This is a genomic window from Campylobacter sp. JMF_14 EL1 (genome assembly GCF_027737585.1).
Lineage (GTDB): Bacteria > Campylobacterota > Campylobacteria > Campylobacterales > Campylobacteraceae > Campylobacter_B.
Genome location: NZ_JAOVTW010000006.1, coordinates 1 through 22,807, shown reverse-complemented (window position 1 = coordinate 22,807; position 22,807 = coordinate 1). Strand labels below are relative to the sequence as shown.

The following is a 22,807-nucleotide window of genomic DNA, read 5'->3' as shown; positions in this document are numbered from 1 at the left end:
TTCTCGCAGAAAATTTCTTATAAATAATTTTTATTAATAAACATAAGCTAAAATCCAAATTTTAAATTTTTCAAAAGGAGAGAAAATGAAATTTTTGTCAATTTTAAGTGCATGCGCGCTTGGCGCAATGCTAGCAAACGCTGCCCCTTACGAGGTCGATAACGCCCATTCTAGCGTAGGTTTTAAGATCAAACACATGAGCATTAGCAATGTGGTCGGAAACTTCAAGGATTTTAGCGCAGAGATTGACGCCGAGGACGGCAAGCTAAACAAACTAAGCGCCGTGGTCAAAACCGCTTCTGTTTTCACTGACAACGAAAAACGCGACGCGCACTTGCAAGCGGACGATTTTTTCGGCTCAGAAAAGTTCCCTGATATGAAATTTGAAATGAAAGAGTTCGCACCTGACAAGGTCAAAGGCGAGCTAACGATTCGTGATGTAACCAAAGAAGTCGAGTTTGACTATGATTTTGGCGGCGAGGCAAAACAGGGCGACAAAGATAAAATTGGTTTTAGTTTAGAGGGCAAAATCAAACGCTCTGATTTTAATTTCGCCCCAGGTAGCGGCACTGCGATGCTAGGCGATGATATAAAAATTTCTATCGAAATCGAAGCCGTAGCGAAGTAAAATTTATGCAAATTTTATTGCAAATTTTGGGAAATTTAGCAAACCGCTAAATTTCCCTTTTTTATTTAAATTTTAAATTTTCGCTACGCAATCTCGCAATACTGCGCCGAAATTTTATTAAATATGTCATTGCGAGGAACGAAGTGACGAAGCAATCCAGAGAATTACTAAAATGTTTAAATTTTAAAACGCTTGTTAGCGTGAGGATTACCATCTGTCTTTTAGCTCTTGCAATAATAAATTTGGTGGCAAGGATGCTTGCTCTACGACTTTTTATTTGGTTCGCAATCTTGTGGTCTAACACTGAATTCTATAACATTTTTCATATTTTTGGTCGAAATTTTATAAAAAATCCCAACGCCGTATTGGCGAATAGGACCAAATGTATCGTAGAAACAATAATCCAATGTATTTCTGGCTAGATACTCTTTTTTTGCATTTTCTAATTTCGTTGCGTTTGCGCTTTTTTCAATTTCATCAGAATATTTATCCTTGTAAGTGATGTCAAAAATCATCATATTATCTTCACAACGAGCCGTCATTGTCGCCTTTTCGTCGTTTGTTTTTATTTTAACCTCATTGTTTATGGCAAGGACTATGTTTTTCATAATGTCTAACTCGCAGTTATCTTTCGCAAACGCACTAAGGGACATAAAAGCTGACAAAATTGTCATTAAAATCGCTTTTTTCATTATTTTTTCTCACTTTCATTTCTGATTATTTTCGCGAAAGTATATTATACATAAATTTTTCATTTCTGTTTAAATTCATGCTCTTTTAGATGAAGTTCTTTATGGTTAGTATCTTTGTTTGCTAAAATGAGTATGGGAATTTAAGACGCTGTATCGGGGCTACGGATAGTAAAATTTTAGAAAATCAAAATTTCGGCGCAGTGTTTGAAGACTTGCGGTAGCGAAATTTGGCTAAATTTAGCGCACAAAAGAGCGTAGTAGCGCGATTTCCTCCGCCCAAATACTCTCATCAATCGTCTCTAAAATGAGCGGAATTTCATCGATATTTTTGTCGTTCATAATGTTTTCGAAGCTTGACAGCCCCAAAAATCCGCGTCCAAGGCTCTCGTGGCGGTCTTTGCGCACGCCAAGGTCGTTTTTGGTGTCGTTTAGGTGCATGCCAGATAAAAATTTATAGCCGATGACGCGGTCAAATTCGACCATTGTTTTTTCGTAAGATTCTTTCGTGCGAAAGTCGTATCCGCCGGCAAAGGCGTGGCAGGTGTCGATACAAACGCCAATGCGGGTCTTGTCGCTTACGCGCGCGATTATGTAGGCGATTTGGGCGAATTCATAGCCTAAATTTGAGCCTTGGCCTGCTGTGTTTTCGATGACGAGTTTGACATCGCTAGTGTTTGCGATAGCGAAATTTAGGCACTCTGCGATATTTTGCAGACACTGCTGTGGCGAAATTTCATTTAAATGCGAGCCCGGGTGGAAATTTAGCAGTTTTATGCCAAGCTTTTCGCAACGATTTATCTCGTCGATAAAGGCGTCAAGGCTTTTTTGGCGAAGCGCGGGGTCTGGGTGGCCTAGATTTATGAGATAGCTATCGTGGGCTAGGATATGCTCTGCGCGTATGCCAGTGGCGGCGAGATTTGCGCGAAATTGCGCTATATCGCTATCGCTAAGCGGTTTTGCGCTCCATTGACGCTGATTTTTGACAAAAAGCGCAAACGCATCTGCGCCGATTTTTTGCGCGTTAAGCGGAGCGTTAAAAACTCCGCCAGCTGCGCTTACATGGGCTCCGACACGCTTCATAAAAGCTCTCTTACGCTGATTTTTACCCCGGCTTTTTTGTCGCTAAATTTGATAATTTTACCGCTATCATCGCAGACGCTGTATGAAATTTCGCCCAAATTTTGCTCGAATCCGCAATCTGTTTTGGCTAAATTTTTCGCGCCATAGATTGCCTTCGCGCCCAAAATTTCGCCCAAAAATCCCTTGTAATGGGCGTTTTTGAAAAATTTCTCATTGAAAGTTGGCTCATCATCGCAGGCATTATTCATGCACACGCTTTCGTTTTTTGCGACCAAGGAAAGCACGCTAACCCCGCTAGAATAGACCTGCAACTCGGTTTGGTTTTTAAAACTTCTAATAAATCCCGTGTCGTTTAGGCGCAAATTTGGCGAAATTATCGAAAACGCCACCGCTTGCGTCTTTTGCGGGGCGAGCTTGGCGCAACCACAAAACACTGCCCCGATTCCCAAAAATCCAGCAAAAATCAAATTTATTTTTTTCATTTTTGTCCTTTTTTAAATTTTAATATTTTCATTTTAGCGAAATTTATAAAAATTCCAGCTTTATTAAGTGAAATTTAAGCGCAATTTATATAAAATAATCGTTCTTTTTAATTTAACCGAATTAAGTGGCCCCTTCGTCTAACGGTTAGGACATCGCCCTTTCACGGCGGTAACACGAGTTCGAATCTCGTAGGGGTCACCACTAAAACACAAAATCCAAAAAATTAAATTTCAAATCAAAATTTAATGAAAATTCAAAATTCGCTTAAAATTTCTTAAAATTTAGCCAAATTTAAATTTACGGTTAAGGTTGTATTGGCTAAAATTACAGCTTATTCTTTTATTGTAGAAAAGATAAATTTGGTAAAAAAGGAAAAAAATGGGCGACATTATCGCATACAAATTTAATGGTGAAATTTATGATACTCAAAGTATCGGCGAGGGCGCAGATGGCGCAGAACCGATATTTTTCGATAACTCTGCTGACGCGCTAAAAGTGCTACGTCACTCATGCGCGCATTTGTTAGCACAAGCTGTCAAATCACTCTACCCAGACGCAAAATTTTTCGTGGGTCCTGCGATTGAAGATGGATTTTATTATGATATGCGCGTGAGCAAAAACGGCGGCGAGAAGCTTGGCGAGGACGATTTAAAGGCGATTGAGAAAAAAATGAAAGAGCTAGCCGAAGCCAAGCAAGATATAGTTAAAATTTGCTCTACCAAAGGCGCTGTTAGCGCAAAATACGCCGAGGACGACCTAAAAGTCGAGGTTTTGAAGCGAATCCCAGAGGGCGAAGTGAGTTTGTATGCGCAAGGCGATTTTGAGGATATTTGTCGCGGACCGCATGTGCCAAATACCAAATTTTTGCGAAATTTCGCGCTAACTAGGATTGCGGGTGCGTATTTGGGCGGCGATGAGACACGCGAAATGCTAACTCGAATTTACGGCGTAGTTTTTGCTGACAAAGAGAGCCTAAAAAATCACTTAACAATGCTTGAAGAGGCTAAAAAACGTGATCACCGCAAGCTTGGTGCGGAGATGAAATTTTTCACATTTGATGAAGAAATCGGCGCTGGACTTCCGATTTGGTTGCCAGCGGGTGCGAAAATGCGTGTAAAACTCGAAGAAAGACTTTATCGACAGCTTCGCCGTCGCGGTTACGAGCCAGTCAGAGGCCCTGAAATCCTAAAATCTGACGCGTGGAAAATCAGCGGACACTACACAAATTACAAAGAAAATATGTATTTTACGATGATCGAAGAGCAAGAATACGGCATTAAGCCGATGAACTGCGTGGGTCATATCAAAGTCTATCAAAGCGAAATTCGCTCATATCGCGATTTGCCACTTAAATTTTGCGAATACGGCGTCGTGCATAGACACGAAAAATCAGGCGTTTTGCACGGGTTGTTTAGAGTGCGCGAATTCACCCAAGATGACGCGCATATCTTTTGTATGCCAAGCCAAATCAAAGAAAATGTCTATGAAATTTTGGACTTTGTCGATGTGCTAATGGGTGCGTTTGATTTCAACTACGAAATGGAAATTTCAACTAAACCTGCCAAAGCTGTGGGCGATGATGAAGTGTGGGAGATCGCTACAAAAGCGCTTAAAGACGCACTTGATGAAAAGGGCTTTAAATACGGTATCGACGAGGGCGGCGGTGCGTTTTATGGTCCGAAAATTGATATAAAAATCACAGATGCTTTGGGTCGAAAATGGCAGTGTGGCACCGTGCAGGTGGATTTCAACCTGCCAAATCGCTTCGAGCTAGGCTATATTGACGAAAACAATGAGAAAAAACAACCTGTTATGCTTCACAGAGCGATTTTGGGAAGCTTTGAGAGATTTATAGGAATTTTGATCGAACATACAGCTGGCGAGCTTCCGTTTTGGATCTGCCCGACACAAGTGGCGATTATCCCGATTGGCGAAGCGCACAGCGCGTATGCAAAAGAGATTTCAGCTATGTTGCGCGAATTGGGCATAGACAGCGAAATTTTAACTAAAAACGAAACTTTAAATAAAAAAATCAGAACAGCCGAAAAGCAAAAGGTGCCATTAATCATCGTTCTTGGCGATAACGAAGTGGCTAATCGTAGCGTCGCATTGCGTGATAGGCGTGCGCGCGAACAGCGAAATTTAGGGCTTAGCGAGTTCTTGGATTTCGTTCAAAACAAATTAAATGAGGTGAATTTTTGAGCAGCAAAAAAGAAGTTTTTCTAAACGAAGAAATCGAGGCTGATGAGGTTAGGTGTATCGGCGAAGATGGTGAAGCATACGGCGTAATCTCGCTAGATGAGGCGTTGCAAATCGCAAACAAACAAGGTGTCGATCTCGTGCTAATCGCGCCAGATGCGAAACCGCCAGTGTGCAAGGTAATGGATTATAGTAAATTCCGTTATCAACAAGAAAAAAAGCTAAAAGAGACCAAGAAAAAACAGAAAATCATCGAGATTAAAGAGATAAAATTTTCGGCAAAAATCGCTCAAAACGATGTGAATTACAAGGTAAAACACGCAAAAGAATTCCTAGATTCTGGCAAACATGTCAAACTTCGCGTGTTTTTGAAGGGTCGCGAGATGAGCACTCCTGAGATTGGCGTAAATTTGCTAAACAAAATTTGGGAAGAGAATTTCGCAGGTAGCGCAGAACGCGACAAAGCCCCGATTTTAGAGGGAAGATATGTGAGTATGCTAATTACGCCGAAAAAGTCTTAAATTTCGGCGTAGCTTAAATATTTTTAAATTTCAGCAGAAATTTAAAATTTTATTATATAATCACAGCTTATCTTAAAAAAAAGGATAAACATGCCAAAGATGAAAAGTGTGCGTGGCGCAGCAAAACGCTTTAAAGTAGGCAAAAACAAGATTAAACGCGGTTCAGCTTTCCGCAGCCATATCTTGACTAAAAAGTCTAGCGAGTGTAAAAGAGATTTGCGCGGCCCACATTATGTAGATTCTACAAATGTTAGAGCTGTTAAGCTTATGCTTTGTAAATAATTTTAGTTTTTGACCTAGTCATTCAAACTCCCCTAAGATAGGGAAAGACCCAAAAATGGGCGCCATTTAAGAAAGGATTAATATGGCAAGAGTAAAAACAGGCGTTGTTAGAAGACGCAGACACAATAAAGTTTTAAAACTTGCTCGCGGTTTTTATAGCGCAAGAAGAAAACATTTCAGAAAAGCCAAAGAACAATTAGAAAGAAGTTTGGTTTATGCTTACCGCGACAGACGCGCGAAAAAACGCGACTTCCGCAGACTATGGATCGTTAGAATTAACGCTGCTTGCAGAATCAACGATATTAGTTATTCTAAATTTATGCACGGTCTTAAACTTGCAAATATCGAATTAGATAGAAAAATCCTAGCAAACCTTGCTATGAACGATGCTAAGGCTTTCGCTGCATTAGCTGATAAAGCAAAGGCTGCTTTAAAATAATTTTTTGAATTTCAAGATTTTTTCTTGAAATTCTCCCTTTTAAATTTTGTATTCTGGCTCGTTTAAATAGATTTTAAGCGGGGTTTGAATACAATGCCCCCTTTATTTCGTGGTTGGATAGCTCAGTTGGTAGAGCAGCAGACTGAAAATCTGCGTGTCGGCAGTTCGATTCTGCCTCTAACCACCACTTTTTATTCAGATAAAATTATGCAACGATTTGAAATCTATATTAGTGATAAAATTTTTAAATTTGATAAATCAAAGCTAGATAAAAAAGACAAAAAACTATACAAATCCCGCAAAAATTCGGCTGATTTTTTGCTTTCTCGTTCTATTAGATCACGCACTAAAAAACGGGGCAAGTTTTGCATTTCGCACAAAAAAATTGGTGATAATTTACAAAATTCCCATATCGCCACAGTTGGTTTTTCAAATAAAAAATTTGGGCTTGATTTGGAGATTTTAGCGGATCGAGATTTTGACGGCGTAATTGATTTTTGTTTTAACGAATTTGAAAAAAAATTAATGCAAATTTGCGATAAAAGCGAAAAAATAATCCTTTTTTATCAAATTTACACTATCAAAGAGGCTATAATCAAGCTCGAAAATCTCGCATTTAGCGACCTTGCAAGGGTTGGGCTGACTGGAAATAAAAACGAAATCAAAGCCAAAAATCACAAGGGAAAATTTATCCGATTTAAAACATATTTACTCTATAATCAGTTTTTAATTTCAATTTGTTTCAAAGGATAAAAATGTATGATGTTTTGGTAATTGGTGCTGGACCTAGTGGTAGCGTGGCGGCGGCATTTTTGCATAAAGCCGGTCTTAAAGTGCGAGTTTTGGAAAAAGAAACCATGCCAAAATTCGTCATTGGCGAGAGTTTGCTCTCAAACTGCAACAACATCCTTGAAGAAGCAGGTCTATTAGACGCTGTTTATAACTACGGATTTCAATACAAAAACGGCGCAGCTTTTTCGTGGGGCGAAAAATACACATATATCGATTTTTGCGATAAATCAAGCGTTGGAAGCGGGACGACTTTTCAAGTCCCAAGGGCTGATTTTGACAAGCTTTTGATAGATGAAGTCGAAAAAATGGGCGTAGAAGTAACCTACAAATGCGAAGTAAAAGCAGTCGATTTTAGCGGACAAAATGCAGTTTTAAGCGTGGAAAATAACGGCATTAGCGAAAATTTAGAAGCCAAATTTGTCCTTGATGCTAGCGGATACGGGCGGATTTTGCCGACACTTTTAAATTTAGAAACGCCGTCGCATTTGCCGCCTAGAAGTGCGTATTTCACGCATATAGAGGATAATATAACCGAGCCGCTTTATGATAGAAATAAGATTTTAATCACCACACACCCGGTTCATAGAGATGTTTGGATTTGGTTGATTCCGTTTTCAAATGGGCGTTGTTCTATCGGCGTGGTCGGCGAAAAACATATTATAAATCCATCAAATTTAGAAATAAATCCTGAAAATAACGCCGAAATTCTTAAAAAATGCGTTTATGAATGTCCTATGCTAAAAAGGCTTTTAAACAATGCTCTCTGGGATACTCCTGTGCGAAATCTCAACGGATATTCAAAAAATGTGAGCCGTCTATATGGCGATAAATACGCACTTTTGGGCAATGCGACTGAGTTTTTAGATCCTGTATTTAGCTCAGGCGTTACGATTGCCTTGTATTCGGCTAAAATCGCTGCAAAATGCGTAATAGATGAGATCAAAAACGGCAAGGCTGATTGGGAAAATGACTACGCAAAAGAGCTAATGAGCGGCGTTGATACATTTAGAGTTTATGTCGATGGCTGGTATGATGGCAAATTTCAAGATGTGATTTATTATCCGAAAAAAGATCACAAAATCAAACGCTACATAAGCTCGGTTTTAGCGGGTTATGCGTGGGATAAAAGCAATCCTTTCGTAAAAGATGCAAAAAGGCATTTAGATACCTTAGCTGAGCTTTGCAAATGAGATTTTTGATTGCCGTTTTTTTGGTTTTTTTGTTTTTTGGGTGTGCTGCTAAATTTACGCTTAGCGATACGCCCAAATTTAGCCAAAAGCATTTTTTAGTAGAAAAGGACGGCGTAAAAAGCCAAATTTTTGCTAGAAGCGGCGATGGATTTTATCATTTTATCTGGCTTGATATGCTAAAAGCCCCGATTGCAAGGAAATTTTTGCATTTAAATAATTGCGGTGAAAAAATTTGCGCAGAGTTTGAAAACGACGGATTTTTGCCGCCAAATAAAGGGGCTGAGAATTTATTTTTGAATTTGCTTGAAAATATCGAAAAAAGCGAATTTGAGATAAATTTACAAGGTCAAATTTACAAGGTCAAAAATGCAAATTTATCTAAGTAGTCCTGGGCTCATAAGCTCTGCCGGAAATGATACAAACGCCGTATTTAAGGCAGTTTGTGATAAAAACTCAGCTCTAAAAAAAATAGAAAATTTTTATAACAACAAAAGCTTTGTTTTGGGCAAAATTTCGCAAAATTTAGATCAAATTTGCCCTAAATTTAAAAGAGATTTTGCAAACCGCACAAATCAAATTTTATTCCTTGCTTTTATGCAGATTGAAAATGAGATTAAAAATGCGATTGCTAAATTTGGTTCGCACCGCGTTGGCGTAGTCATTGGCACGACCGTAACAGGCGTGCAAAGCAATTTTAAAGCCTTTGAAAATCATGCAAAAACGGGCGAATTTAAAGGATACAACGCAGAGCAAAACTCTCAGGGAAATCCTGCGAATTTCGTGAGAGATTTTTTTGGCTTAAAAAGCGTTGCTGTGGGGATTTCATCAGCTTGCACTAGCGGAAATAAAGCCGTAATCGAAGCCGCAAGGCTTATAAAAAGCGGGATTTGCGACGCTGTGATTTGCGGTGGGAGCGACGGGATTGATACTTTGACCGTTTTGGGATTTGAGAGTCTTGGAGTGCTAAGCGATGAGAGATTAAATCCGTTCTCTCTTAACCGAAAAGGCACGAATTTGGGCGAAGGAGCGGGAATTTTTTTGCTAAGCCGTGATGAGATTTCAGACATTGCTTTGCTCTCATACCACGCAAACTCGGACGCTTTTCATATAACTCAGCCAAATCCAAATGCCACTATGCAAATTGAGGCGATAAATTTAGCCTTGCAAAAAGCGGGTTTAGACAAAGTGGATTATGTAAATTTACACGGCACAGGCACAAATGCAAACGACATTATGGAAAGCGTGGCGATAAGTTCGACGCTAAAAAACACGCCGTGTAGTTCGAGTAAGCCGATTTTTGGGCATACGCTAGGAGCAGCAGGAGCCATAGAGCTTGGAATTTGCTTTCAAGCCATAAAAAACGGCATTTTGCCACCTCAAATTTACGATAAAGAGCAAATTTTGCCAAAAATAAATATAATAGATGAAAAAATAGAAACAAACATAAAAACTGCGATGAATTTAAGCTTTGCTTTTGGCGGAGACAACGCAGTTAGCGTGATAGGAAAAATATGAACATAAAATCAATTTTGCCCCAAAGCGGATACATGGTTTTTTTGGACGAAATCAAAGAAATCAAGCAAGGCGAGATAGTATGCGCTGTGAAAATTCCGCCCAGTTCGCCATTTGTAGAAGACGGACGACTTGAAAGCTACACATATATCGAAATAATGGCACAATCAATCGCGGCGTATGCAGGAAGCAACGATAAAATCGAGCTTGGATTTTTGCTAAGTTGTCGCAAAATGGATATTTTCCGCCCTTTTGTAAATGTGGGCGACGAGCTAATCATAAAAGCAACAGAAAGCCTAAGTGACGGGGCTGGAATGTTTGTGTTTGATTGTGAGATTTTGCTTAGCAATGAGTGCGTTGCAATGGCGAGTTTGAGCGTGTTAAATCCGAGCAAAGAATTTTTAGATAAGGCGATAAATGAATAAGCGGGTTTTGATTACAGGTTCTAGTGCGGGGATCGGCAAGGCGTGTGCTTTAAGACTAGCAAAAGCCGGTTATGAAGTGGTTTTGCACGGGCGAAATTTAGTAAATTTACAAGCCGTAGCGGATGAAATTTGCAAATTTAGCGCTAAAAAGCCAGAAATTTTAATTTTTGATGTCGCAGATACTGAGGGGGCAAAAGAAATTCTTACAAAAGATTTGCAAAATGGCGTGTATTACGGCGTGATTTTAAACGCAGGAATCACGCGAGATAACACATTTGCCGGATTTGAAGAGATCGAGTGGAAAAGCGTAATTGATACAAATTTAAATAGTTTTTACAATGTGTTAAATCCCGTGCTAATGCCGATGATAAGGGCTAAAAAACCTGCACGAATCATCGTAATGAGCTCAGTTAGCGGTATTATGGGAAATCGCGGACAGAGCAATTACGCCGCTAGTAAAGCAGGTCTAATTGCCGCCGCAAAATCTTTGGCGATCGAGCTTGCAAGTAGGAAAATAACCGTTAATTGCATAGCACCTGGACTAATCGATACGGCGATGACGGATTTGGGCGAGTTAAAAGATGAGATAATTAAGCAAATCCCGGCTCGTCGTATTGGAGAAGCAGACGAAGTGGCTGCTTTGGCTGAGTTTTTGCTAAGCGAAAATGCTAGCTATATCACAAGACAAGTAATAGGAGTAAATGGCGGATTATGTTAAATAGGGTTGTTGTTACTGGTTTTGGAAATGTTTGTGCATTTGGGCGTGAGTGGAGCGAGATAAGAGCTAAATTTGAAGCTAAGCAAAATGCCGTTAAATTTATGAGCGAGTGGGATAGGTTTGGGAGTGAATTAAATACTCGCTTAGCCGCTCCGATAATAGGCTATGCGCCACCCAAAGAGTGGGATAGAAAACAACTTCGCTCTTTGGGGATTGTGTCTCAATACGCAGTCGAAGCAGCAGGACTAGCCTTAAAAGATGCTGGACTTTTAGATGATGAGAGTATCAAAGATGGGCGAATGGGCGTAGCAGCTGGGTCAAGCACAGGAAGCACGGGGCCGATTTGCGAAGCAGTAAAACTTATGCTTGGTATGCCAAGTAATTTTAACGCAAATACCTATGTCAAAATGATGCCTCACACTACGGCGGCAAATATAGCGATTTTTTATGGACTTAAAGGGCGTATGATTCCGACAAGTTCAGCTTGCACGAGTGCAAGTCATGCCATAGGATATTCGTATGAAGCTATAAAATACGGGCAAATCGATATGATGTTAGCCGGTGGCGCAGAAGAGCTTTGCCCTAGTGAAGCCTTTGTTTTTGATAGATTGTTTGCGACAAGCTGTAAAAATGATGCGCCAAATTTAGCTCCTGCGCCGTTTGATAGTGAGCGAGACGGGCTGGTTTTGGGCGAAGGCGGATCGATGCTAGTTTTAGAGAGTTTAGAAAGCGCAAAAAAAAGAAATGCCAAAATTTACGCTGAGATTGTGGGCTTTGGATCGAGTTGCGATGGCACTCACATCACTAGACCACAAAGTGCCACGATGAAAGAAGCTATGCGTTTAGCCTTAAAAGATGCAAATTTGATGCCCGAAAAAATCGGCTACATAAACGCTCATGCCACAGCCACTAAGCAAGGCGACATCGCAGAAAGTATCGCTACAAACGAGCTTTTTGGCGAAAAAACGGCAATTAGTTCGCTAAAAAGCTATCTTGGGCATACTTTGGGAGCGTGTGGGGCATTGGAGAGTTTTTTTAGTATAATGATGATGAAACAAAGTAGATTTTATCCAAATTTAAATTTAAATAAAGTAGATTGCGAGTGCGCAAATTTAAACTATTTGCGCGATATTACTGAGATAAAAACCGAATTTGTAATGAATAATAACTTCGCATTTGGCGGGGTTAATACATCTTTGATTTTTAAAAATTTTGATAATTAATTTTTTTATGGAGGAAAAAATGAAAAAGTTTTTGAGTATTGTTGCTGCGTTGGCGGTTTGTGCGAATTTTGCTTTTGCAAAAAATGAAGTTAAGAAATTTTCTATTTCAAAGGCTTTAAATGATCCAGCTGTCAAGTCTGTGCTAGATCCTAGCGTGAAACTAAGCTTTGGCAAAAAAGGCGGTGGTAAAAAAATCACAGGCTTAATTTCATCAAACAAAAAGGCAAACAAAGTCGGCAAAAGCGAGGAAGAGGCGTGTTTTAGAGCGTTTGCTTCTGCTATGATAAGTTTCCAAGAAAGGGCCAAAAGAGAGGGTGGAAACAAGGCTGTGAATTTATCGAGTTATTACTACAAACACGAATTTGTCAGCAATAAAGAATTTGAGTGTGGTATCGGAAATATCATGGTCGGCGTGACATTTAGAGGTTATATTGCAAAATAAAGTTTATTTTAATATTTCCAAATTCGACGCTATTATCGATACTGGCGCGAATTTAGGTGAGCTTGAAATTTACAAAAAAAGTCCAGATTTAACGCATATCGCCCCTATTGAGCGAAGAAGACTTAGCAAGGGGGCGAGATTTTGCATTTCGCTCTTAAAAGAGTGCGATGAAATGCCTGTGATTTTTAGCTCAAAGCACGGCGAGATAAATCGCTGTTTTTCTTTGCAATCAAGCCTAGCTAAACTCGAACCGCTCTCTCCTGCTTCTTTTTGCATTAGCGTTCATAATGCGATTGTGGCACAAAATGCGATTTTTGCCAAAAACAGGGCTGAAATTTCGGCAGTATCTGCAAATTTGAGCTTAGAAAACGGAATTTTAAATGCCGTAGCTAAATTTGATGAATTTGATAAAATAGCGATTATTAGCTATTTTGAGAGCATTAATAATGAACTTATGAACGCGGGAGATTTGATTTATGCGATTTTGGTTGTAGTAGAAAAAGGTAAAAATTTTAGCATTGAAATTTCACCAAATAACGAGCCAAATTTAGCAAATTTAACTAAAAATAGCGATTTTGAATTTTTGCTAAATCTAAAAAATCACAAAAAATCTTGGGTTACAAAAGAGCAAGATTTAAGCTGGAAATGGGTCGATGAAACTGCTATTTAGGCGAATTTGCGTAGCGTTATGCTTTGCAAGTTTTGGCATTATTTGCATGGTTGGAAATCTCTTTTTTATCCCCGTAACAATACTGCGATTAAACAAATTTAAAATCATAGAAAATTTCGCTAGGGATTTGGTTTTTGTGGCTTGGCGAGTGTTTTTGTATTTGATTGTGTTTTATGGATACGCAAAAATAGATTTTAGAGCAAAATTTGTTCGCAAAGATAGCGCTATCATCATCGCAAACCACCCGTCCTTGCTCGATGTTGTGTTGCTTTTATCTCACATACGCAGGGCAAACTGTATCGTAAAGGCAAGTTTAGCAAAAAATATTTTTTTATTTGGGGCGATAAAATCGGCAAATTATATTTTAAATACAGAAAATGAAAAAATGCTAGAACTATCAAAAAAAGCGTTGCAAAATGGAGAAAATTTGATAATTTTCCCAGAAGGCACTCGCACGAAAGATAAAATTTGCATGCAAAAAGGTGCATTTTATATAGCCATAAACTGCGCAAAAGAGCTAATCGCGCTAAGCATAAAAATGTCGCCAAAAAGCTTAAAAAAAGGACAATCGTGGTATGATACGCCACAAAATAAGATAAAATATGAAGTGGATATTTTAGAAAATTTAGATTTAAGCGAATTTGAAAAATTTCGCTCAAATCCGATTAGAGTTAGATTATTACACGAAAAAATGCAAAATTTATATGAAAGGCAAGATTTATGAGTGATCTTATTTTAGAGATTAAAGAGATGATTATCTCAGGGCTTAACCTCGAAGATATGAGCGTGAGCGACATTGACGAAAATGCACCGCTTTTTGGAGAAGGACTTGGGCTTGATAGCGTCGATGCGCTCGAACTTGGGCTTTTGATCCAAAAAAAATATGACATTGTTATAAACTCAAAAACTGAAAATGTCAAAGAAATTTTCGCAAATGTCGTAAATTTGGCAGATTTTATATCAAAAAATAGGAAATAAAATGGATAAAAATCAGATTTTTGAAATTCTAAAACAGGCTCTGGTTGAGCTTTTCGAAATCGATGAAAGTAAAATTTCGCTTGATGCTAAGATTTATGAAGACTTAGACATCGATAGCATTGATGCGATTGATTTGGTTGATTTTGTCAAAAAACAAACAGGTCATAAACTAATGCCAGAAGACTTCAAAGCTATAAAAACGCTTGGCGATATTGTTGAGGTCGTGGCGAAAAAATACCAAATCGGCGAGTAAATTTGAAAACTTTTTTAAAGGCGATAATTACGCTTTTTAGCGTGATTTATCCTTTTGGAATTGTCTTTTTTAGAGAGTTTAGTCTTTATTTATTGATTATAATGGCGATTTTGTGGGGACTGCGCGGGATTTTGGAATTTGGCTTTGAGAGCAAAAATTTAAGCGAATTTGGTAAATTTAGTTTTGTTTTGTGCGGATTTTTCGCACTTTGTGCGGTTTTTAGTGCTTATGGGATAAAATATCTTTATCCTGTGCTAATAAATGCCTTTTTGGGGGCAGTTTTTTATTTTAGCTTAGCTAGCACGCCGATGATAACTAAATTTGCTATGTTAAAAGAAAAAAATTTAGAGCCAAAAGTTTTGATTTATACAAGAAATTTAACCAAAATTTGGATAGGTTTTTTTGCGATAAATGGCGGCGTGAGCGGACTTTTAGCTTTATGCGAAAATAAAGTTTATTGGGGCGTTTATTGTGGGGCGATTTCTTATGTTTTGGTAGGAGCGTTGCTTTTTGGCGAGATTATTTTTAGGAAGTTTTATATAAAAAATGCGTGAATTTATACAAAATTTAAGTGAAATTTCGGAGCAAATTTGCAAATTTGCAGCTGTTTTAAAAAATAAAAACATAAAGCGAACTCAAATTTTTCTAAGCGATATGAGTGAGTTTAAAATCGCCTTTTTTGGGGCGATGCTAGCAGGGACAAAGCCTGAACTTTTAAGAGATAATCATTTTGAAGACGGTTTTTTTGGCATTGATGATGAAAAATTTGCCGGAATTTGTGCTGAGTTTGAAAATTTGAGCGAATTTGGCGAGTTAAATTTAAACGGAAGCGAGATTTTTTATCTAAAAACCTCTGGAAGCACGGGCAAACCAAAAAACATTCAAAAGTCGCTTTTGGATATGGTTTTAGAAGCAAAGCATTTAGCAAAGAGCCTAAATTTGGGCAAAAACGACGAGTTTTTAGCTAGTGTTACCCACCAAAATATGTTTGGGCTTACATTTAAATTTTTTGTGCCTTTAAATTTGAGTGCGAAGTCGGATTTAAGGGAGCTAAATTACCCCGAAATCATACTTGATGAAGAGCTTGAAAATAAAATTTTAATCTCGTCCCCAACCGTGCTAAACGCACTTTATCAGCACAAAAACGCAAAAAAAATAGCAAATTTAAAAATGATAATCTCAGCAGGAGCTAAGCTCCCACAAAATTTGCGTGATGAATTAAATAAAATCACAAATGCTAAAATCGTCGATATTTATGGATCTAGCGAAACGGGCGTTGTGGGGGCAAATTTAGGAGTGGGGCTTAAAAAATTTGAGCCTGTAAATTTAGAAGTGGGCAAAAAAGGCGAACTCATCATAACTTCGCCTTGGTGCAAAAGGTTTGAAAGTAGCGATAGCGGCGAGATTAGAGGCGATGATATTATTTTGCACGGACGGCTTGATAGGATTGTCAAATTTAGTGAAAACCGCGTAAATTTGGACGCCATAGAAGAAAAATTAAATCAAAATGAGTTTATAAAAGACTGCAAACTAGGGCTTCACCCAAAATTTGAGCGAATTTTGGCTTTGATAGTTTTAAGCGAGAGCGGCGAAGAAGAGTTTAGAAAAAACGGCAAAAAAGGCGTCGTAGAAAATTTAAAAAAATATCTAAAATATGATTTTGGCTCGGTTGTAAGGTATTTTAAAATAGTTAGCAAAGTCCCGTATTCTGCGCAAAGCAAGGTAAAAAAAGATGATTTCATAAAAGCTTATGAAAGCTACGAAATGCCTGAATTTACGCAAATTTCGCAAAATGAATTTAGGGCAAAAATTAAGCCAAGTGATTTTTATTTTGACGGACATTTTGCGAGTTTTCCTGTGGTACCGGGCTTTATGCAGCTTAAATTTGCTAGGATTTGCGCAGAAAAATTAGGATATGATTTGCAAAATTTAAGCCATATTCCAAGCATAAAATTTATGCACTTTATCCGCCCAAATGACGAAATAACCATAACTTTTGAGAAAAAAGAAAAAACGCTAAGTTTTAAAATCAAAAGTCAAAAAGAGTGTTGCAATGGAAAAATCAGCCTTTAAGCCTGTTTTTTTGGTGCCTTACTACAACCACCCCGCTAAAATCGCCGATTTGGTAGAAAATTTATCAAAAATGGGCGAGATTTTAATCATCGATGACGGCAGCGATAAAGTTAGTAAAAATGCGCTAATCGGTTTAAAAGCTGAAATTTTTACGCGCGAAAATAACGGCGGTAAGGGTGCAGCTCTAAAAGACGGCTTTAAAATCGCTTTGCAAAAAGGCTACACTCACGCATTTCAAATTGATGCTGATTTTCAGCACGATATTTCAAAATGCGACGATTTTTTGCAAACCGCACAAGAAAATCCGCACTCGCTAATATGCGCAAATCCGATTTATGATGAAAATGCGCCAAAAAGCCGTTTTTACGGACGAAAAATAACAAATTTTTGGTGCAGTATAAATACTTTATCAAATGACATAAAAGACGGCATGTGTGGGTTTAGAATTTATCCCTTAAAAGAGATTTGCGAAATTTTAGATAGTGTAAAAGATAATCGCATGGGCTTTGATATCGAAATTTTGGTTCAAGCTTACAGAGCGAAAATAAACCTAAAATGGATTGAGCTAAAAGTTCGCTACGAAAAGGGCGGAGTTAGCCACTTTCGCATGTTTAGGGATAATTTTCAAATTTCGCTAACCCACGCAAGGCTCTTTTTCACGCTTCTGCCGTGGTTGGCAAAAAGGGCATTTCATGGCTAAGCACTGGGCAGAGCAAAACGAAGTCGCACCAAGTTTATTTTTAAAAGCGACATTTTTTTTGGTTACAAAACTGCCTAGTTTTATCGTTAAGTATATCGTATTTATCGTGGTTAGCGTCTATTTTTTGTTTTTAAAAAATCAAAGAGAAAATATAATAAATTTTAGAAAAAATGTCGCACAAAGTGGCGGAAAAATAAGCGGCAACGCGTATGCGAATTTTTATAATTTTGGCGTTGCAATCTGCGATAAAATCGCCATTTGGACAAATAAAAGGGGAATAGAAATCGACCGAACAAATTTAGAAAAAATTCGCTCGCAGCTAGACGGCGTAAAACGGGGAAAAATTTTGCTAACTAGCCATTACGGCAATATCGAAGTGGCAAAAGCCCTTGTGAGCGAACTTGGTCGCACGAAAATAAATATCTTTATGTATCGCGCAAACAACGCTAAATTTAACGAATTTATGGATAAAGTCAGTGGCGGGAAAATCAATGTCTTTTGGGTCGATGAGCTAAATATTGAAACTATGCTAAATTTGGGAAATTTGCTGGATAACGGCGAACATATCGCCATAATGGCAGATCGTGTGCCGATAAAAAGCGAAAAGGTCGCAAGTGCCGAATTTTTGGGAAAAACGGCGAATTTTAGCATTGGGGCGTATCTCATAGCAGGGATTTTAAAGGCTGAAATTTACTCATTTTGGTGTTACAAAGTAGGCAAAAAATATACTTTTGAAACGAAAAAACTGCCAAGCGTGGAGCTAAAAAGCGATAAAATCGCTTCTGTGATGCCTACTTTGAGAGCGTATGTGGCGGATTTAGAGAGCAAATGCGTAAGCGATCCCGCGCAATGGTATAATTTTTTTGATTTTTGGGGGCAAGGTGAAAAAGAGCTATAAATTTAGAGTTGAGTTTTACGATACCGACAGCATGGGCGTGGTGTGGCACGGAAACTATGTCAAATACTGCGAAATGGCGCGGTGTGCGTTTTTGCGTGAGATCGGCTACACTTATATCGATATGAAAAATGACGGATACGCTTATCCGATTGTGAAAATGGATTTTAAATTTGTGCGTCCTGCGATGTTTGATGATGAAATTTGCGTAGAAGTAGAATTGAGCGAATTTGAAAGCTTACTTAAATTTAAATACACCATAAAAAACGCTGATACTAGCGAAATTTTATGCAAGGCAACCACCGCCCAAGCAGCGGTAAATTTAAAAAATATGGAAACTTGCTTTTACCTACCTGAGATTTTAAAAGAAAAATTAAAGGGACTAAAATAAAATTGGATAAACATATAAATTTGGTGGGCAAGGATGCCCGCCCTGCGGTGCTATATTTAATAGCCCAGATAAAAATTCAAAGCAAGTTATTTTCTTTCCAAGAAAGGACAAGAAATGATTAAAAGCAAATTTGGATTTATAATAATTTTAGTGGCGTTAAGTGCAATTGTTTATTATTTATACACTAAACAAACTGCTTCTTGTGGATTAAAAGATTTTTTTGAAAATAAAACAGAGGCAACAAAAGAGTGTAGAATAGCTTTAATCAAAAAGGCAAAACCCGATAGTTATCGTATTAATCAGCGACTGAAATCAAATTATGAAAAAATGTTAGCAAATAAGCCTTTGGAAGAAGTGTTAAAAGACCTAGATAAAATAGAAATAGAATTTTTATATAAAATGTATCCGAATATTAACAAGGATACAAAATGAAAAAATACTTTATTATAATGGTTAAAAATGGCAAATTTGATAAATACACAAAATTTGGTGGGCAAGGATGCCCACCCTACAATACTATAAACCCAAAAACAAAAGAGAAAAAGTCAGCCGTGAAAGGCAGGAAAACAAATGTTTAAAGCAAAACATTGTTGTTTAAAAATGAGAAAGGCTGTAAATTTCAGTTGTGATATTCATAAAAATATCTATGACTGCCCAGACGCTTTGATAATTTATTCGCCCAAATTTGATGAATATGGTATTATTATCCACGATGGTGGAACAAGTAATATTTCAATCAAATTTTGTCCATTTTGCGGTAAGAAATTGCCAAATTCAAAGCGTAATAAATGGTTTAATAAAATGGAAAAATTGGGAATAGATATTAACAATGATAAAATTCCTAAAATATATTTAAATTATGGTTGGTGGCTGAAAAAAGGTTCATATAATCCAAAGACTAAGGAGAAAAAACCACCAGTAAAGAATAGAAGGGTGGAAAAATGAAACCAAAGCCAAAGACTAATATTTGTGTTATATATTATAATAAACTTGATGATAGTTTTGTAAAAACCACTCCCATTAAAAATTGCACTTTAAAGGATATTGAAACTGTTTTACAAAATTGCTATCCAAATGAAAAGCATATTCAATATGATGAGTATGGAAACCAATATTTAAGCGGTGCTTATGATATTACGCCAGAAATAAATAAAATATTATTAGAAAAATTTGGCATAGAGATTGATACAACAAATTTTAATTGTCAATTGGAAGAAGAATATGTATAGCACTGTAGTATCGTAGGGTGGGCATCCTTGCCCGCCATAAGGTTACCAAAATTTTCGCTAGGCAACTTACCACACTACAACTAAAATTTCGGCGCAGTATCCAAGATTGCGTTAGCGGGAAATTTTAAATTTTAAAAGAAATTTGACCCAAAATGGCACTTTTGCAAAATTTAGCAATATTTATTTTATGAGTTATAGTAAAATTAATAAATTTTTTTGATTATCAAGGAATAAAATGAGAATTTTGCTTTCGTTTTTGGCATTTTGTGGTTTGGTTTTTGGCTTGGAAGTGGGCGAGTTAAATCTCAAAACCGACAACATAAGCGGTAAATTTAACGAAGAGATGATTTTGGGCGGATTTGACGAGTCTATTAAAAGTAGCGGGGAGTTTGAAATAAAAAACAAAGAGCTTATTTGGCATATAAAAGAACCGCTCGAAAGTAGCGTTAAAATCGCACAAAATGGCATTTTTAGCCTAGAAAACGGCAAATGGGAATTGCAAAAAAACTCACTCATGGATAAAGAGCTTTTTTTGGCGATTTTTTCTTTGGATTTTGGCGTTTTGCAAAAAGATTTTGACATTTCGCTAAGTGGCGAAAGTGGCGCGTGGGAGCTAAATTTAAGCCCAAAAGGGGCGATTTTTAAAGAAATTTTTAAAAACATTATCATAAAAGGTGGCGAAACGGTGCGAGAAATAGCCATTACTAACGCGCAGGGCGATGAAACAAGGACTTTGTTTAGCGATGTTAAATAAAGCCGTTTTTGCCATAGCTTTCGCCATAATGAGCGTTTTTATCGCTTTGAATTTGGGCAAAATAAATTCCGATATTTACGGCTTAATTGGATTTGATAAAGAAAGCAAGGAAATTTTTACCAACCTAAACGAGAGTTTAAGAGATGAGATAATTTTTGCTTCAAACGATAAAATGAAATTTGAAAATTTTATCGCAGAGTGCGAAAATAGCGGGATTTTTAGCGAAATTTTATATAAGATAAATTCGATAAAAGATTATCAAAAAGAGCTTGAAATTTACAAAATCGCGCTTTTAGACGATGAGAGCGTAAATTTGCTCGAAAACAACGCCACTGCCTTTTTTGCGCGAAGTCAGGCGGATTTTTTCAATAAATTTAAGCCGTTAAGTGCTTCGCAGGATTTTTTTTCATTGACTCTTCACTCAGAGATTTTAAAAGGCGGTGGTGGGATTAAATTCGATATGAGTGAAAACCGATTTTACGGCGAGATTGAAAATCAAAAATACTATTTTGCCAAAGCAAAATTAGAGCAAATTTATGATGAAAATGTGCTTTTAAATTTAACCCAAATCGCAAAAAATAGCGAAATTCTCATAAGCGGTGGTGCGATTTACTCAGCACTTGGGAAAAATTCGGCTAAATTTGAAAGTGCGTTTATGGGAAGTTTTTCGCTGATAATCTGCGCTATTTTGCTATTTTTGGCTTTTAAAAACGCTAGAATTTTTGCCGTTGTCGGCGTAGTGGCTTTTGGGCTAGTTAGCGGGGTGTTTGCGTTATTTTTGTTTTTTGAGAGCGTTCATAGCATAAGCGTGGTGATTTCGACTAGCTTAATCGGACTCATGCTCGATTTTAGCGCACATTGGCTTGGCTCAAATGCAAATTCGCTAGTCAAAAAACAGAGCATAAAAGATATGAAAAAAATCTTTTTGTTAGGCTTTTTTATTACCGCCGGGGGATATGCTGTATTTTTGTTTTCGTCGTTTGATTTGCTTTTGCAAATCGCTGTGTTTGCGATATTTGCGCTTTTGGGAGCATTTTTATTTTCTTATTTTATGTTGCCTGAAATTTTTGATAATTGCAAATTTGAAAGCTTTAAAATTTGGGATAAATTTTTGCAAATTTTGATTAAATTTAGCGCTAAATTTAAATTTGTAAATTTGAAATTTAATCTCGTTTGCATAGCGATTTTAACGCTATTTTTGTATAATTTTGCCGTTTTTAAAGACGACATTAGCGAGTATTCTAGTATGGATAAAACGCTTTTGCAAATGAGTGCTAAACTATCCACGCTAAGCTCTCAAAGTTATGATTTGGCGGTTTTAGATAGTGGCTCAAATGTGCCAAATACGCTCGTTTCTAACGAAATCATCGGCTCGTATCTGAGTGCGGAAAAATTTATCCAAAGCCCAAAAACGCAAGAAAAAATAATGCAAATTTTTGCAAATTCCAATGCGGATTTGATGAAAGGCATAAATCCAAATTTGGTTCAAAAAGAGCTTGACAAACTCGCAAATTCGCAGGTCTTCACGCAAAATGAAGTTTTAAATTCATCGCTTTTTTTAAATTTAAAAAATTTGCAAATAGATGGCAAAAATATCGTTTTTTTATACGATATAAAAGATAAAATCGCGTTAAAAAATGCTATTTTAGCAGGTGGCGGAGCGTATTTGAGCTTCAAAGATAGCGCAAATTCGGCATTTTTAAACATTAAGATAAATGCGATTTACCTTAAAATCATCGCTTACGCCTTAGCATTTTTGCTTTTGTGTTATTTTTTTGGATTAAAAATCAGCGCAAATATCGTTACTGCGGTATTTTTATCAAATTTAATTACACTTTTTATCCTTAGTATTTTTGGTTTTTCTATCAATATTTTTGTGATTTTTGGGCTGATTTTAGCGGGGGCTGTGGGGGTTGATTATATGATTTTTGCGTTAAATTCGCACCTTCAAACAGCCAAAAAAACCTTTGGCATAAGCGTTGCGGCTCTTACTAGCATGGTTTCATTTTTTGCTCTTAGTTTTAGCGGGACTGCGGCGGTGGCGGTTTTTGGTCTAAGTGTGGCGATAAACATCGCGATTTGTGCGTTTTTAGCCACAATCTACGCGACAGAAACAGAATTTGCAAAATTTTAAATCCTCCCCCTCCATTTAATCTCTTTTTAAGCAACCCTTGAATATAATCCACTTTCCGTTTTTGAAATCTAACTTCTGTTATTTTCCAATGCGTGTTATTTTAT

The 22,807-nt window shown here is 37.4% G+C and carries 31 protein-coding genes and 2 tRNA genes; 30 read left to right on the top strand and 3 right to left on the bottom strand.

Features of this window, described 5'->3' with window-relative positions:
• Window positions 1–85: 85 nt before the first annotated feature.
• Window positions 86–628: a YceI family protein gene (locus OFN73_RS07095; RefSeq protein WP_270862836.1), complete on the top strand. Its 543-nt coding sequence runs from the start codon at window positions 86–88 to the stop codon at window positions 626–628.
• 263 nt (window positions 629–891) lie between these two features.
• Here OFN73_RS07095 and OFN73_RS07090 read toward each other — a convergent pair whose 3' ends face one another.
• The 3 genes from OFN73_RS07090 to OFN73_RS07080 form a co-directional block, all read right to left on the bottom strand.
• Window positions 892–1,302, bottom strand: a complete 411-nt coding sequence (locus OFN73_RS07090) for a hypothetical protein (protein WP_270858730.1) — start codon at window positions 1,300–1,302, stop codon at window positions 892–894.
• Between the two features lie 255 nt (window positions 1,303–1,557).
• Complete coding sequence (gene nfo, locus OFN73_RS07085) at window positions 1,558–2,400, bottom strand: deoxyribonuclease IV (RefSeq protein WP_270862835.1); 843 nt, start codon at window positions 2,398–2,400, stop codon at window positions 1,558–1,560.
• On the bottom strand, window positions 2,397–2,882 hold the full coding sequence (locus OFN73_RS07080; protein ID WP_270858732.1) for a hypothetical protein: 486 nt from the start codon (window positions 2,880–2,882) through the stop codon (window positions 2,397–2,399). The genes nfo and OFN73_RS07080 overlap by 4 nt, the downstream gene beginning before the upstream one ends.
• A gap of 127 nt (window positions 2,883–3,009) precedes the next feature.
• On the opposite strand from OFN73_RS07080, the gene OFN73_RS07075 reads away from it, so the two are divergent.
• The 29 genes from OFN73_RS07075 (at window position 3,010) to OFN73_RS06935 (ending at window position 22,703) form a co-directional block, all read left to right on the top strand.
• Window positions 3,010–3,084: transfer RNA gene (locus tag OFN73_RS07075), tRNA-Glu, on the top strand.
• A 177-nt stretch (window positions 3,085–3,261) separates the two neighbouring features.
• The gene (gene thrS / locus OFN73_RS07070; protein WP_270862834.1) at window positions 3,262–5,085 is read left to right on the top strand and encodes a threonine--tRNA ligase; all 1,824 of its coding nucleotides are present in this window, start codon (window positions 3,262–3,264) and stop codon (window positions 5,083–5,085) included.
• The gene (gene infC / locus OFN73_RS07065) at window positions 5,082–5,603 is read left to right on the top strand and encodes a translation initiation factor IF-3 (RefSeq protein ID WP_270862833.1); all 522 of its coding nucleotides are present in this window, start codon (window positions 5,082–5,084) and stop codon (window positions 5,601–5,603) included. The genes thrS and infC overlap by 4 nt, the downstream gene beginning before the upstream one ends.
• A 90-nt stretch (window positions 5,604–5,693) precedes the next feature.
• A complete protein-coding gene (gene rpmI, locus OFN73_RS07060) occupies window positions 5,694–5,885 on the top strand; it encodes a 50S ribosomal protein L35 (protein ID WP_270858735.1) in 192 nt (63 codons plus the stop codon).
• Between the two features lie 82 nt (window positions 5,886–5,967).
• Window positions 5,968–6,324 (top strand): 50S ribosomal protein L20, encoded by a 357-nt coding sequence (rplT, locus tag OFN73_RS07055; RefSeq protein WP_270858736.1) that lies wholly within the window; start codon window positions 5,968–5,970, stop codon window positions 6,322–6,324.
• Window positions 6,325–6,435: 111 nt separating this feature from the next.
• Window positions 6,436–6,511 (top strand) — tRNA-Phe (locus OFN73_RS07050).
• A gap of 20 nt (window positions 6,512–6,531) precedes the next feature.
• Window positions 6,532–7,077, top strand: coding sequence for a 4'-phosphopantetheinyl transferase superfamily protein (locus tag OFN73_RS07045; protein ID WP_270862832.1), 546 nt, complete (start codon window positions 6,532–6,534; stop codon window positions 7,075–7,077).
• 2 nt (window positions 7,078–7,079) lie between these two features.
• On the top strand, window positions 7,080–8,306 hold the full coding sequence (locus OFN73_RS07040) for an NAD(P)/FAD-dependent oxidoreductase (RefSeq protein ID WP_270862831.1): 1,227 nt from the start codon (window positions 7,080–7,082) through the stop codon (window positions 8,304–8,306).
• Window positions 8,303–8,692, top strand: coding sequence for a hypothetical protein (locus tag OFN73_RS07035; RefSeq protein ID WP_270862830.1), 390 nt, complete (start codon window positions 8,303–8,305; stop codon window positions 8,690–8,692). Before OFN73_RS07040 ends, OFN73_RS07035 begins: the two co-directional genes overlap by 4 nt.
• On the top strand, window positions 8,673–9,821 hold the full coding sequence (locus tag OFN73_RS07030; protein WP_270862829.1) for a beta-ketoacyl synthase N-terminal-like domain-containing protein: 1,149 nt from the start codon (window positions 8,673–8,675) through the stop codon (window positions 9,819–9,821). The genes OFN73_RS07035 and OFN73_RS07030 overlap by 20 nt, the downstream gene beginning before the upstream one ends.
• Complete coding sequence (locus OFN73_RS07025) at window positions 9,818–10,243, top strand: ApeP family dehydratase (RefSeq protein ID WP_270862828.1); 426 nt, start codon at window positions 9,818–9,820, stop codon at window positions 10,241–10,243. The genes OFN73_RS07030 and OFN73_RS07025 overlap by 4 nt, the downstream gene beginning before the upstream one ends.
• On the top strand, window positions 10,236–10,961 hold the full coding sequence (fabG, locus tag OFN73_RS07020) for a 3-oxoacyl-ACP reductase FabG (RefSeq protein WP_270862827.1): 726 nt from the start codon (window positions 10,236–10,238) through the stop codon (window positions 10,959–10,961). The genes OFN73_RS07025 and fabG overlap by 8 nt, the downstream gene beginning before the upstream one ends.
• The gene (locus OFN73_RS07015) at window positions 10,955–12,184 is read left to right on the top strand and encodes a beta-ketoacyl-ACP synthase (protein WP_270862826.1); all 1,230 of its coding nucleotides are present in this window, start codon (window positions 10,955–10,957) and stop codon (window positions 12,182–12,184) included. Before fabG ends, OFN73_RS07015 begins: the two co-directional genes overlap by 7 nt.
• Before the next feature lie 19 nt (window positions 12,185–12,203).
• Window positions 12,204–12,626, top strand: a complete 423-nt coding sequence (locus OFN73_RS07010) for an excinuclease ABC subunit A (RefSeq protein WP_270862825.1) — start codon at window positions 12,204–12,206, stop codon at window positions 12,624–12,626.
• A complete protein-coding gene (locus tag OFN73_RS07005) occupies window positions 12,616–13,296 on the top strand; it encodes a beta-ketoacyl synthase chain length factor (protein WP_270862824.1) in 681 nt (226 codons plus the stop codon). Before OFN73_RS07010 ends, OFN73_RS07005 begins: the two co-directional genes overlap by 11 nt.
• Window positions 13,280–14,020 carry a lysophospholipid acyltransferase family protein gene (locus OFN73_RS07000; RefSeq protein WP_270862823.1) on the top strand — a complete coding sequence of 247 codons (741 nt, stop codon included), beginning with the start codon at window positions 13,280–13,282 and terminating at the stop codon, window positions 14,018–14,020. The genes OFN73_RS07005 and OFN73_RS07000 overlap by 17 nt, the downstream gene beginning before the upstream one ends.
• Window positions 14,017–14,274, top strand: a complete 258-nt coding sequence (locus OFN73_RS06995; RefSeq protein WP_270861440.1) for a phosphopantetheine-binding protein — start codon at window positions 14,017–14,019, stop codon at window positions 14,272–14,274. The genes OFN73_RS07000 and OFN73_RS06995 overlap by 4 nt, the downstream gene beginning before the upstream one ends.
• 1 nt (window position 14,275) lies before the next feature.
• Window positions 14,276–14,527, top strand: a complete 252-nt coding sequence (locus OFN73_RS06990; RefSeq protein ID WP_270861439.1) for an acyl carrier protein — start codon at window positions 14,276–14,278, stop codon at window positions 14,525–14,527.
• Window positions 14,528–14,529: 2 nt separating this feature from the next.
• Window positions 14,530–15,081 carry a DNA gyrase subunit B gene (locus OFN73_RS06985; RefSeq protein WP_270862822.1) on the top strand — a complete coding sequence of 184 codons (552 nt, stop codon included), beginning with the start codon at window positions 14,530–14,532 and terminating at the stop codon, window positions 15,079–15,081.
• Window positions 15,074–16,600: an AMP-binding protein gene (locus OFN73_RS06980; protein ID WP_270862821.1), complete on the top strand. Its 1,527-nt coding sequence runs from the start codon at window positions 15,074–15,076 to the stop codon at window positions 16,598–16,600. Before OFN73_RS06985 ends, OFN73_RS06980 begins: the two co-directional genes overlap by 8 nt.
• Window positions 16,581–17,300: a glycosyltransferase family 2 protein gene (locus OFN73_RS06975; protein WP_270862820.1), complete on the top strand. Its 720-nt coding sequence runs from the start codon at window positions 16,581–16,583 to the stop codon at window positions 17,298–17,300. Before OFN73_RS06980 ends, OFN73_RS06975 begins: the two co-directional genes overlap by 20 nt.
• Window positions 17,293–18,198 (top strand): hypothetical protein, encoded by a 906-nt coding sequence (locus tag OFN73_RS06970; RefSeq protein WP_270862819.1) that lies wholly within the window; start codon window positions 17,293–17,295, stop codon window positions 18,196–18,198. Before OFN73_RS06975 ends, OFN73_RS06970 begins: the two co-directional genes overlap by 8 nt.
• The gene (locus OFN73_RS06965) at window positions 18,182–18,586 is read left to right on the top strand and encodes an acyl-CoA thioesterase (protein WP_270862818.1); all 405 of its coding nucleotides are present in this window, start codon (window positions 18,182–18,184) and stop codon (window positions 18,584–18,586) included. Before OFN73_RS06970 ends, OFN73_RS06965 begins: the two co-directional genes overlap by 17 nt.
• Window positions 18,587–18,700: 114 nt before the next feature.
• Window positions 18,701–19,018 carry a hypothetical protein gene (locus OFN73_RS06960; protein ID WP_270862817.1) on the top strand — a complete coding sequence of 106 codons (318 nt, stop codon included), beginning with the start codon at window positions 18,701–18,703 and terminating at the stop codon, window positions 19,016–19,018.
• The gene (locus tag OFN73_RS06955; RefSeq protein ID WP_270862816.1) at window positions 19,015–19,164 is read left to right on the top strand and encodes a hypothetical protein; all 150 of its coding nucleotides are present in this window, start codon (window positions 19,015–19,017) and stop codon (window positions 19,162–19,164) included. Before OFN73_RS06960 ends, OFN73_RS06955 begins: the two co-directional genes overlap by 4 nt.
• Window positions 19,157–19,531, top strand: a complete 375-nt coding sequence (locus OFN73_RS06950; protein ID WP_270862815.1) for a DUF6980 family protein — start codon at window positions 19,157–19,159, stop codon at window positions 19,529–19,531. The genes OFN73_RS06955 and OFN73_RS06950 overlap by 8 nt, the downstream gene beginning before the upstream one ends.
• Window positions 19,528–19,815, top strand: a complete 288-nt coding sequence (locus tag OFN73_RS06945; RefSeq protein WP_270862814.1) for a hypothetical protein — start codon at window positions 19,528–19,530, stop codon at window positions 19,813–19,815. The genes OFN73_RS06950 and OFN73_RS06945 overlap by 4 nt, the downstream gene beginning before the upstream one ends.
• A 235-nt stretch (window positions 19,816–20,050) precedes the next feature.
• Window positions 20,051–20,569 (top strand): LolA family protein, encoded by a 519-nt coding sequence (locus OFN73_RS06940; protein ID WP_270862813.1) that lies wholly within the window; start codon window positions 20,051–20,053, stop codon window positions 20,567–20,569.
• A complete protein-coding gene (locus OFN73_RS06935) occupies window positions 20,535–22,703 on the top strand; it encodes a hypothetical protein (RefSeq protein WP_270862812.1) in 2,169 nt (722 codons plus the stop codon). The genes OFN73_RS06940 and OFN73_RS06935 overlap by 35 nt, the downstream gene beginning before the upstream one ends.
• Window positions 22,704–22,807: the final 104 nt, after the last annotated feature.

Coding starts and splice junctions, on each gene's coding strand:
- OFN73_RS06935 (WP_270862812.1), top strand. CDS start 20,535: ATGAAACAAGGACTTTGTTTAGCGATGTTAAATAAAGCCGTTTTTGCC.
- OFN73_RS06975 (WP_270862820.1), top strand. CDS start 16,581: ATGGAAAAATCAGCCTTTAAGCCTGTTTTTTTGGTGCCTTACTACAAC.
- OFN73_RS07045 (WP_270862832.1), top strand. CDS start 6,532: ATGCAACGATTTGAAATCTATATTAGTGATAAAATTTTTAAATTTGAT.
- OFN73_RS07015 (WP_270862826.1), top strand. CDS start 10,955: ATGTTAAATAGGGTTGTTGTTACTGGTTTTGGAAATGTTTGTGCATTT.
- OFN73_RS06960 (WP_270862817.1), top strand. CDS start 18,701: ATGATTAAAAGCAAATTTGGATTTATAATAATTTTAGTGGCGTTAAGT.
- OFN73_RS06970 (WP_270862819.1), top strand. CDS start 17,293: ATGGCTAAGCACTGGGCAGAGCAAAACGAAGTCGCACCAAGTTTATTT.
- OFN73_RS07000 (WP_270862823.1), top strand. CDS start 13,280: ATGAAACTGCTATTTAGGCGAATTTGCGTAGCGTTATGCTTTGCAAGT.
- OFN73_RS06955 (WP_270862816.1), top strand. CDS start 19,015: ATGAAAAAATACTTTATTATAATGGTTAAAAATGGCAAATTTGATAAA.
- OFN73_RS07080 (WP_270858732.1), bottom strand. CDS start 2,882: ATGAAAAAAATAAATTTGATTTTTGCTGGATTTTTGGGAATCGGGGCA.
- thrS (WP_270862834.1), top strand. CDS start 3,262: ATGGGCGACATTATCGCATACAAATTTAATGGTGAAATTTATGATACT.
- OFN73_RS07010 (WP_270862825.1), top strand. CDS start 12,204: ATGAAAAAGTTTTTGAGTATTGTTGCTGCGTTGGCGGTTTGTGCGAAT.
- OFN73_RS06950 (WP_270862815.1), top strand. CDS start 19,157: ATGTTTAAAGCAAAACATTGTTGTTTAAAAATGAGAAAGGCTGTAAAT.
- OFN73_RS06980 (WP_270862821.1), top strand. CDS start 15,074: ATGCGTGAATTTATACAAAATTTAAGTGAAATTTCGGAGCAAATTTGC.
- rpmI (WP_270858735.1), top strand. CDS start 5,694: ATGCCAAAGATGAAAAGTGTGCGTGGCGCAGCAAAACGCTTTAAAGTA.
- OFN73_RS07090 (WP_270858730.1), bottom strand. CDS start 1,302: ATGACAATTTTGTCAGCTTTTATGTCCCTTAGTGCGTTTGCGAAAGAT.
- rplT (WP_270858736.1), top strand. CDS start 5,968: ATGGCAAGAGTAAAAACAGGCGTTGTTAGAAGACGCAGACACAATAAA.
- OFN73_RS06995 (WP_270861440.1), top strand. CDS start 14,017: ATGAGTGATCTTATTTTAGAGATTAAAGAGATGATTATCTCAGGGCTT.
- OFN73_RS07025 (WP_270862828.1), top strand. CDS start 9,818: ATGAACATAAAATCAATTTTGCCCCAAAGCGGATACATGGTTTTTTTG.
- OFN73_RS07040 (WP_270862831.1), top strand. CDS start 7,080: ATGTATGATGTTTTGGTAATTGGTGCTGGACCTAGTGGTAGCGTGGCG.
- nfo (WP_270862835.1), bottom strand. CDS start 2,400: ATGAAGCGTGTCGGAGCCCATGTAAGCGCAGCTGGCGGAGTTTTTAAC.
- OFN73_RS06940 (WP_270862813.1), top strand. CDS start 20,051: ATGAGAATTTTGCTTTCGTTTTTGGCATTTTGTGGTTTGGTTTTTGGC.
- OFN73_RS06945 (WP_270862814.1), top strand. CDS start 19,528: ATGAAACCAAAGCCAAAGACTAATATTTGTGTTATATATTATAATAAA.
- OFN73_RS07095 (WP_270862836.1), top strand. CDS start 86: ATGAAATTTTTGTCAATTTTAAGTGCATGCGCGCTTGGCGCAATGCTA.
- OFN73_RS07030 (WP_270862829.1), top strand. CDS start 8,673: ATGCAAATTTATCTAAGTAGTCCTGGGCTCATAAGCTCTGCCGGAAAT.
- fabG (WP_270862827.1), top strand. CDS start 10,236: ATGAATAAGCGGGTTTTGATTACAGGTTCTAGTGCGGGGATCGGCAAG.
- OFN73_RS07035 (WP_270862830.1), top strand. CDS start 8,303: ATGAGATTTTTGATTGCCGTTTTTTTGGTTTTTTTGTTTTTTGGGTGT.
- OFN73_RS06990 (WP_270861439.1), top strand. CDS start 14,276: ATGGATAAAAATCAGATTTTTGAAATTCTAAAACAGGCTCTGGTTGAG.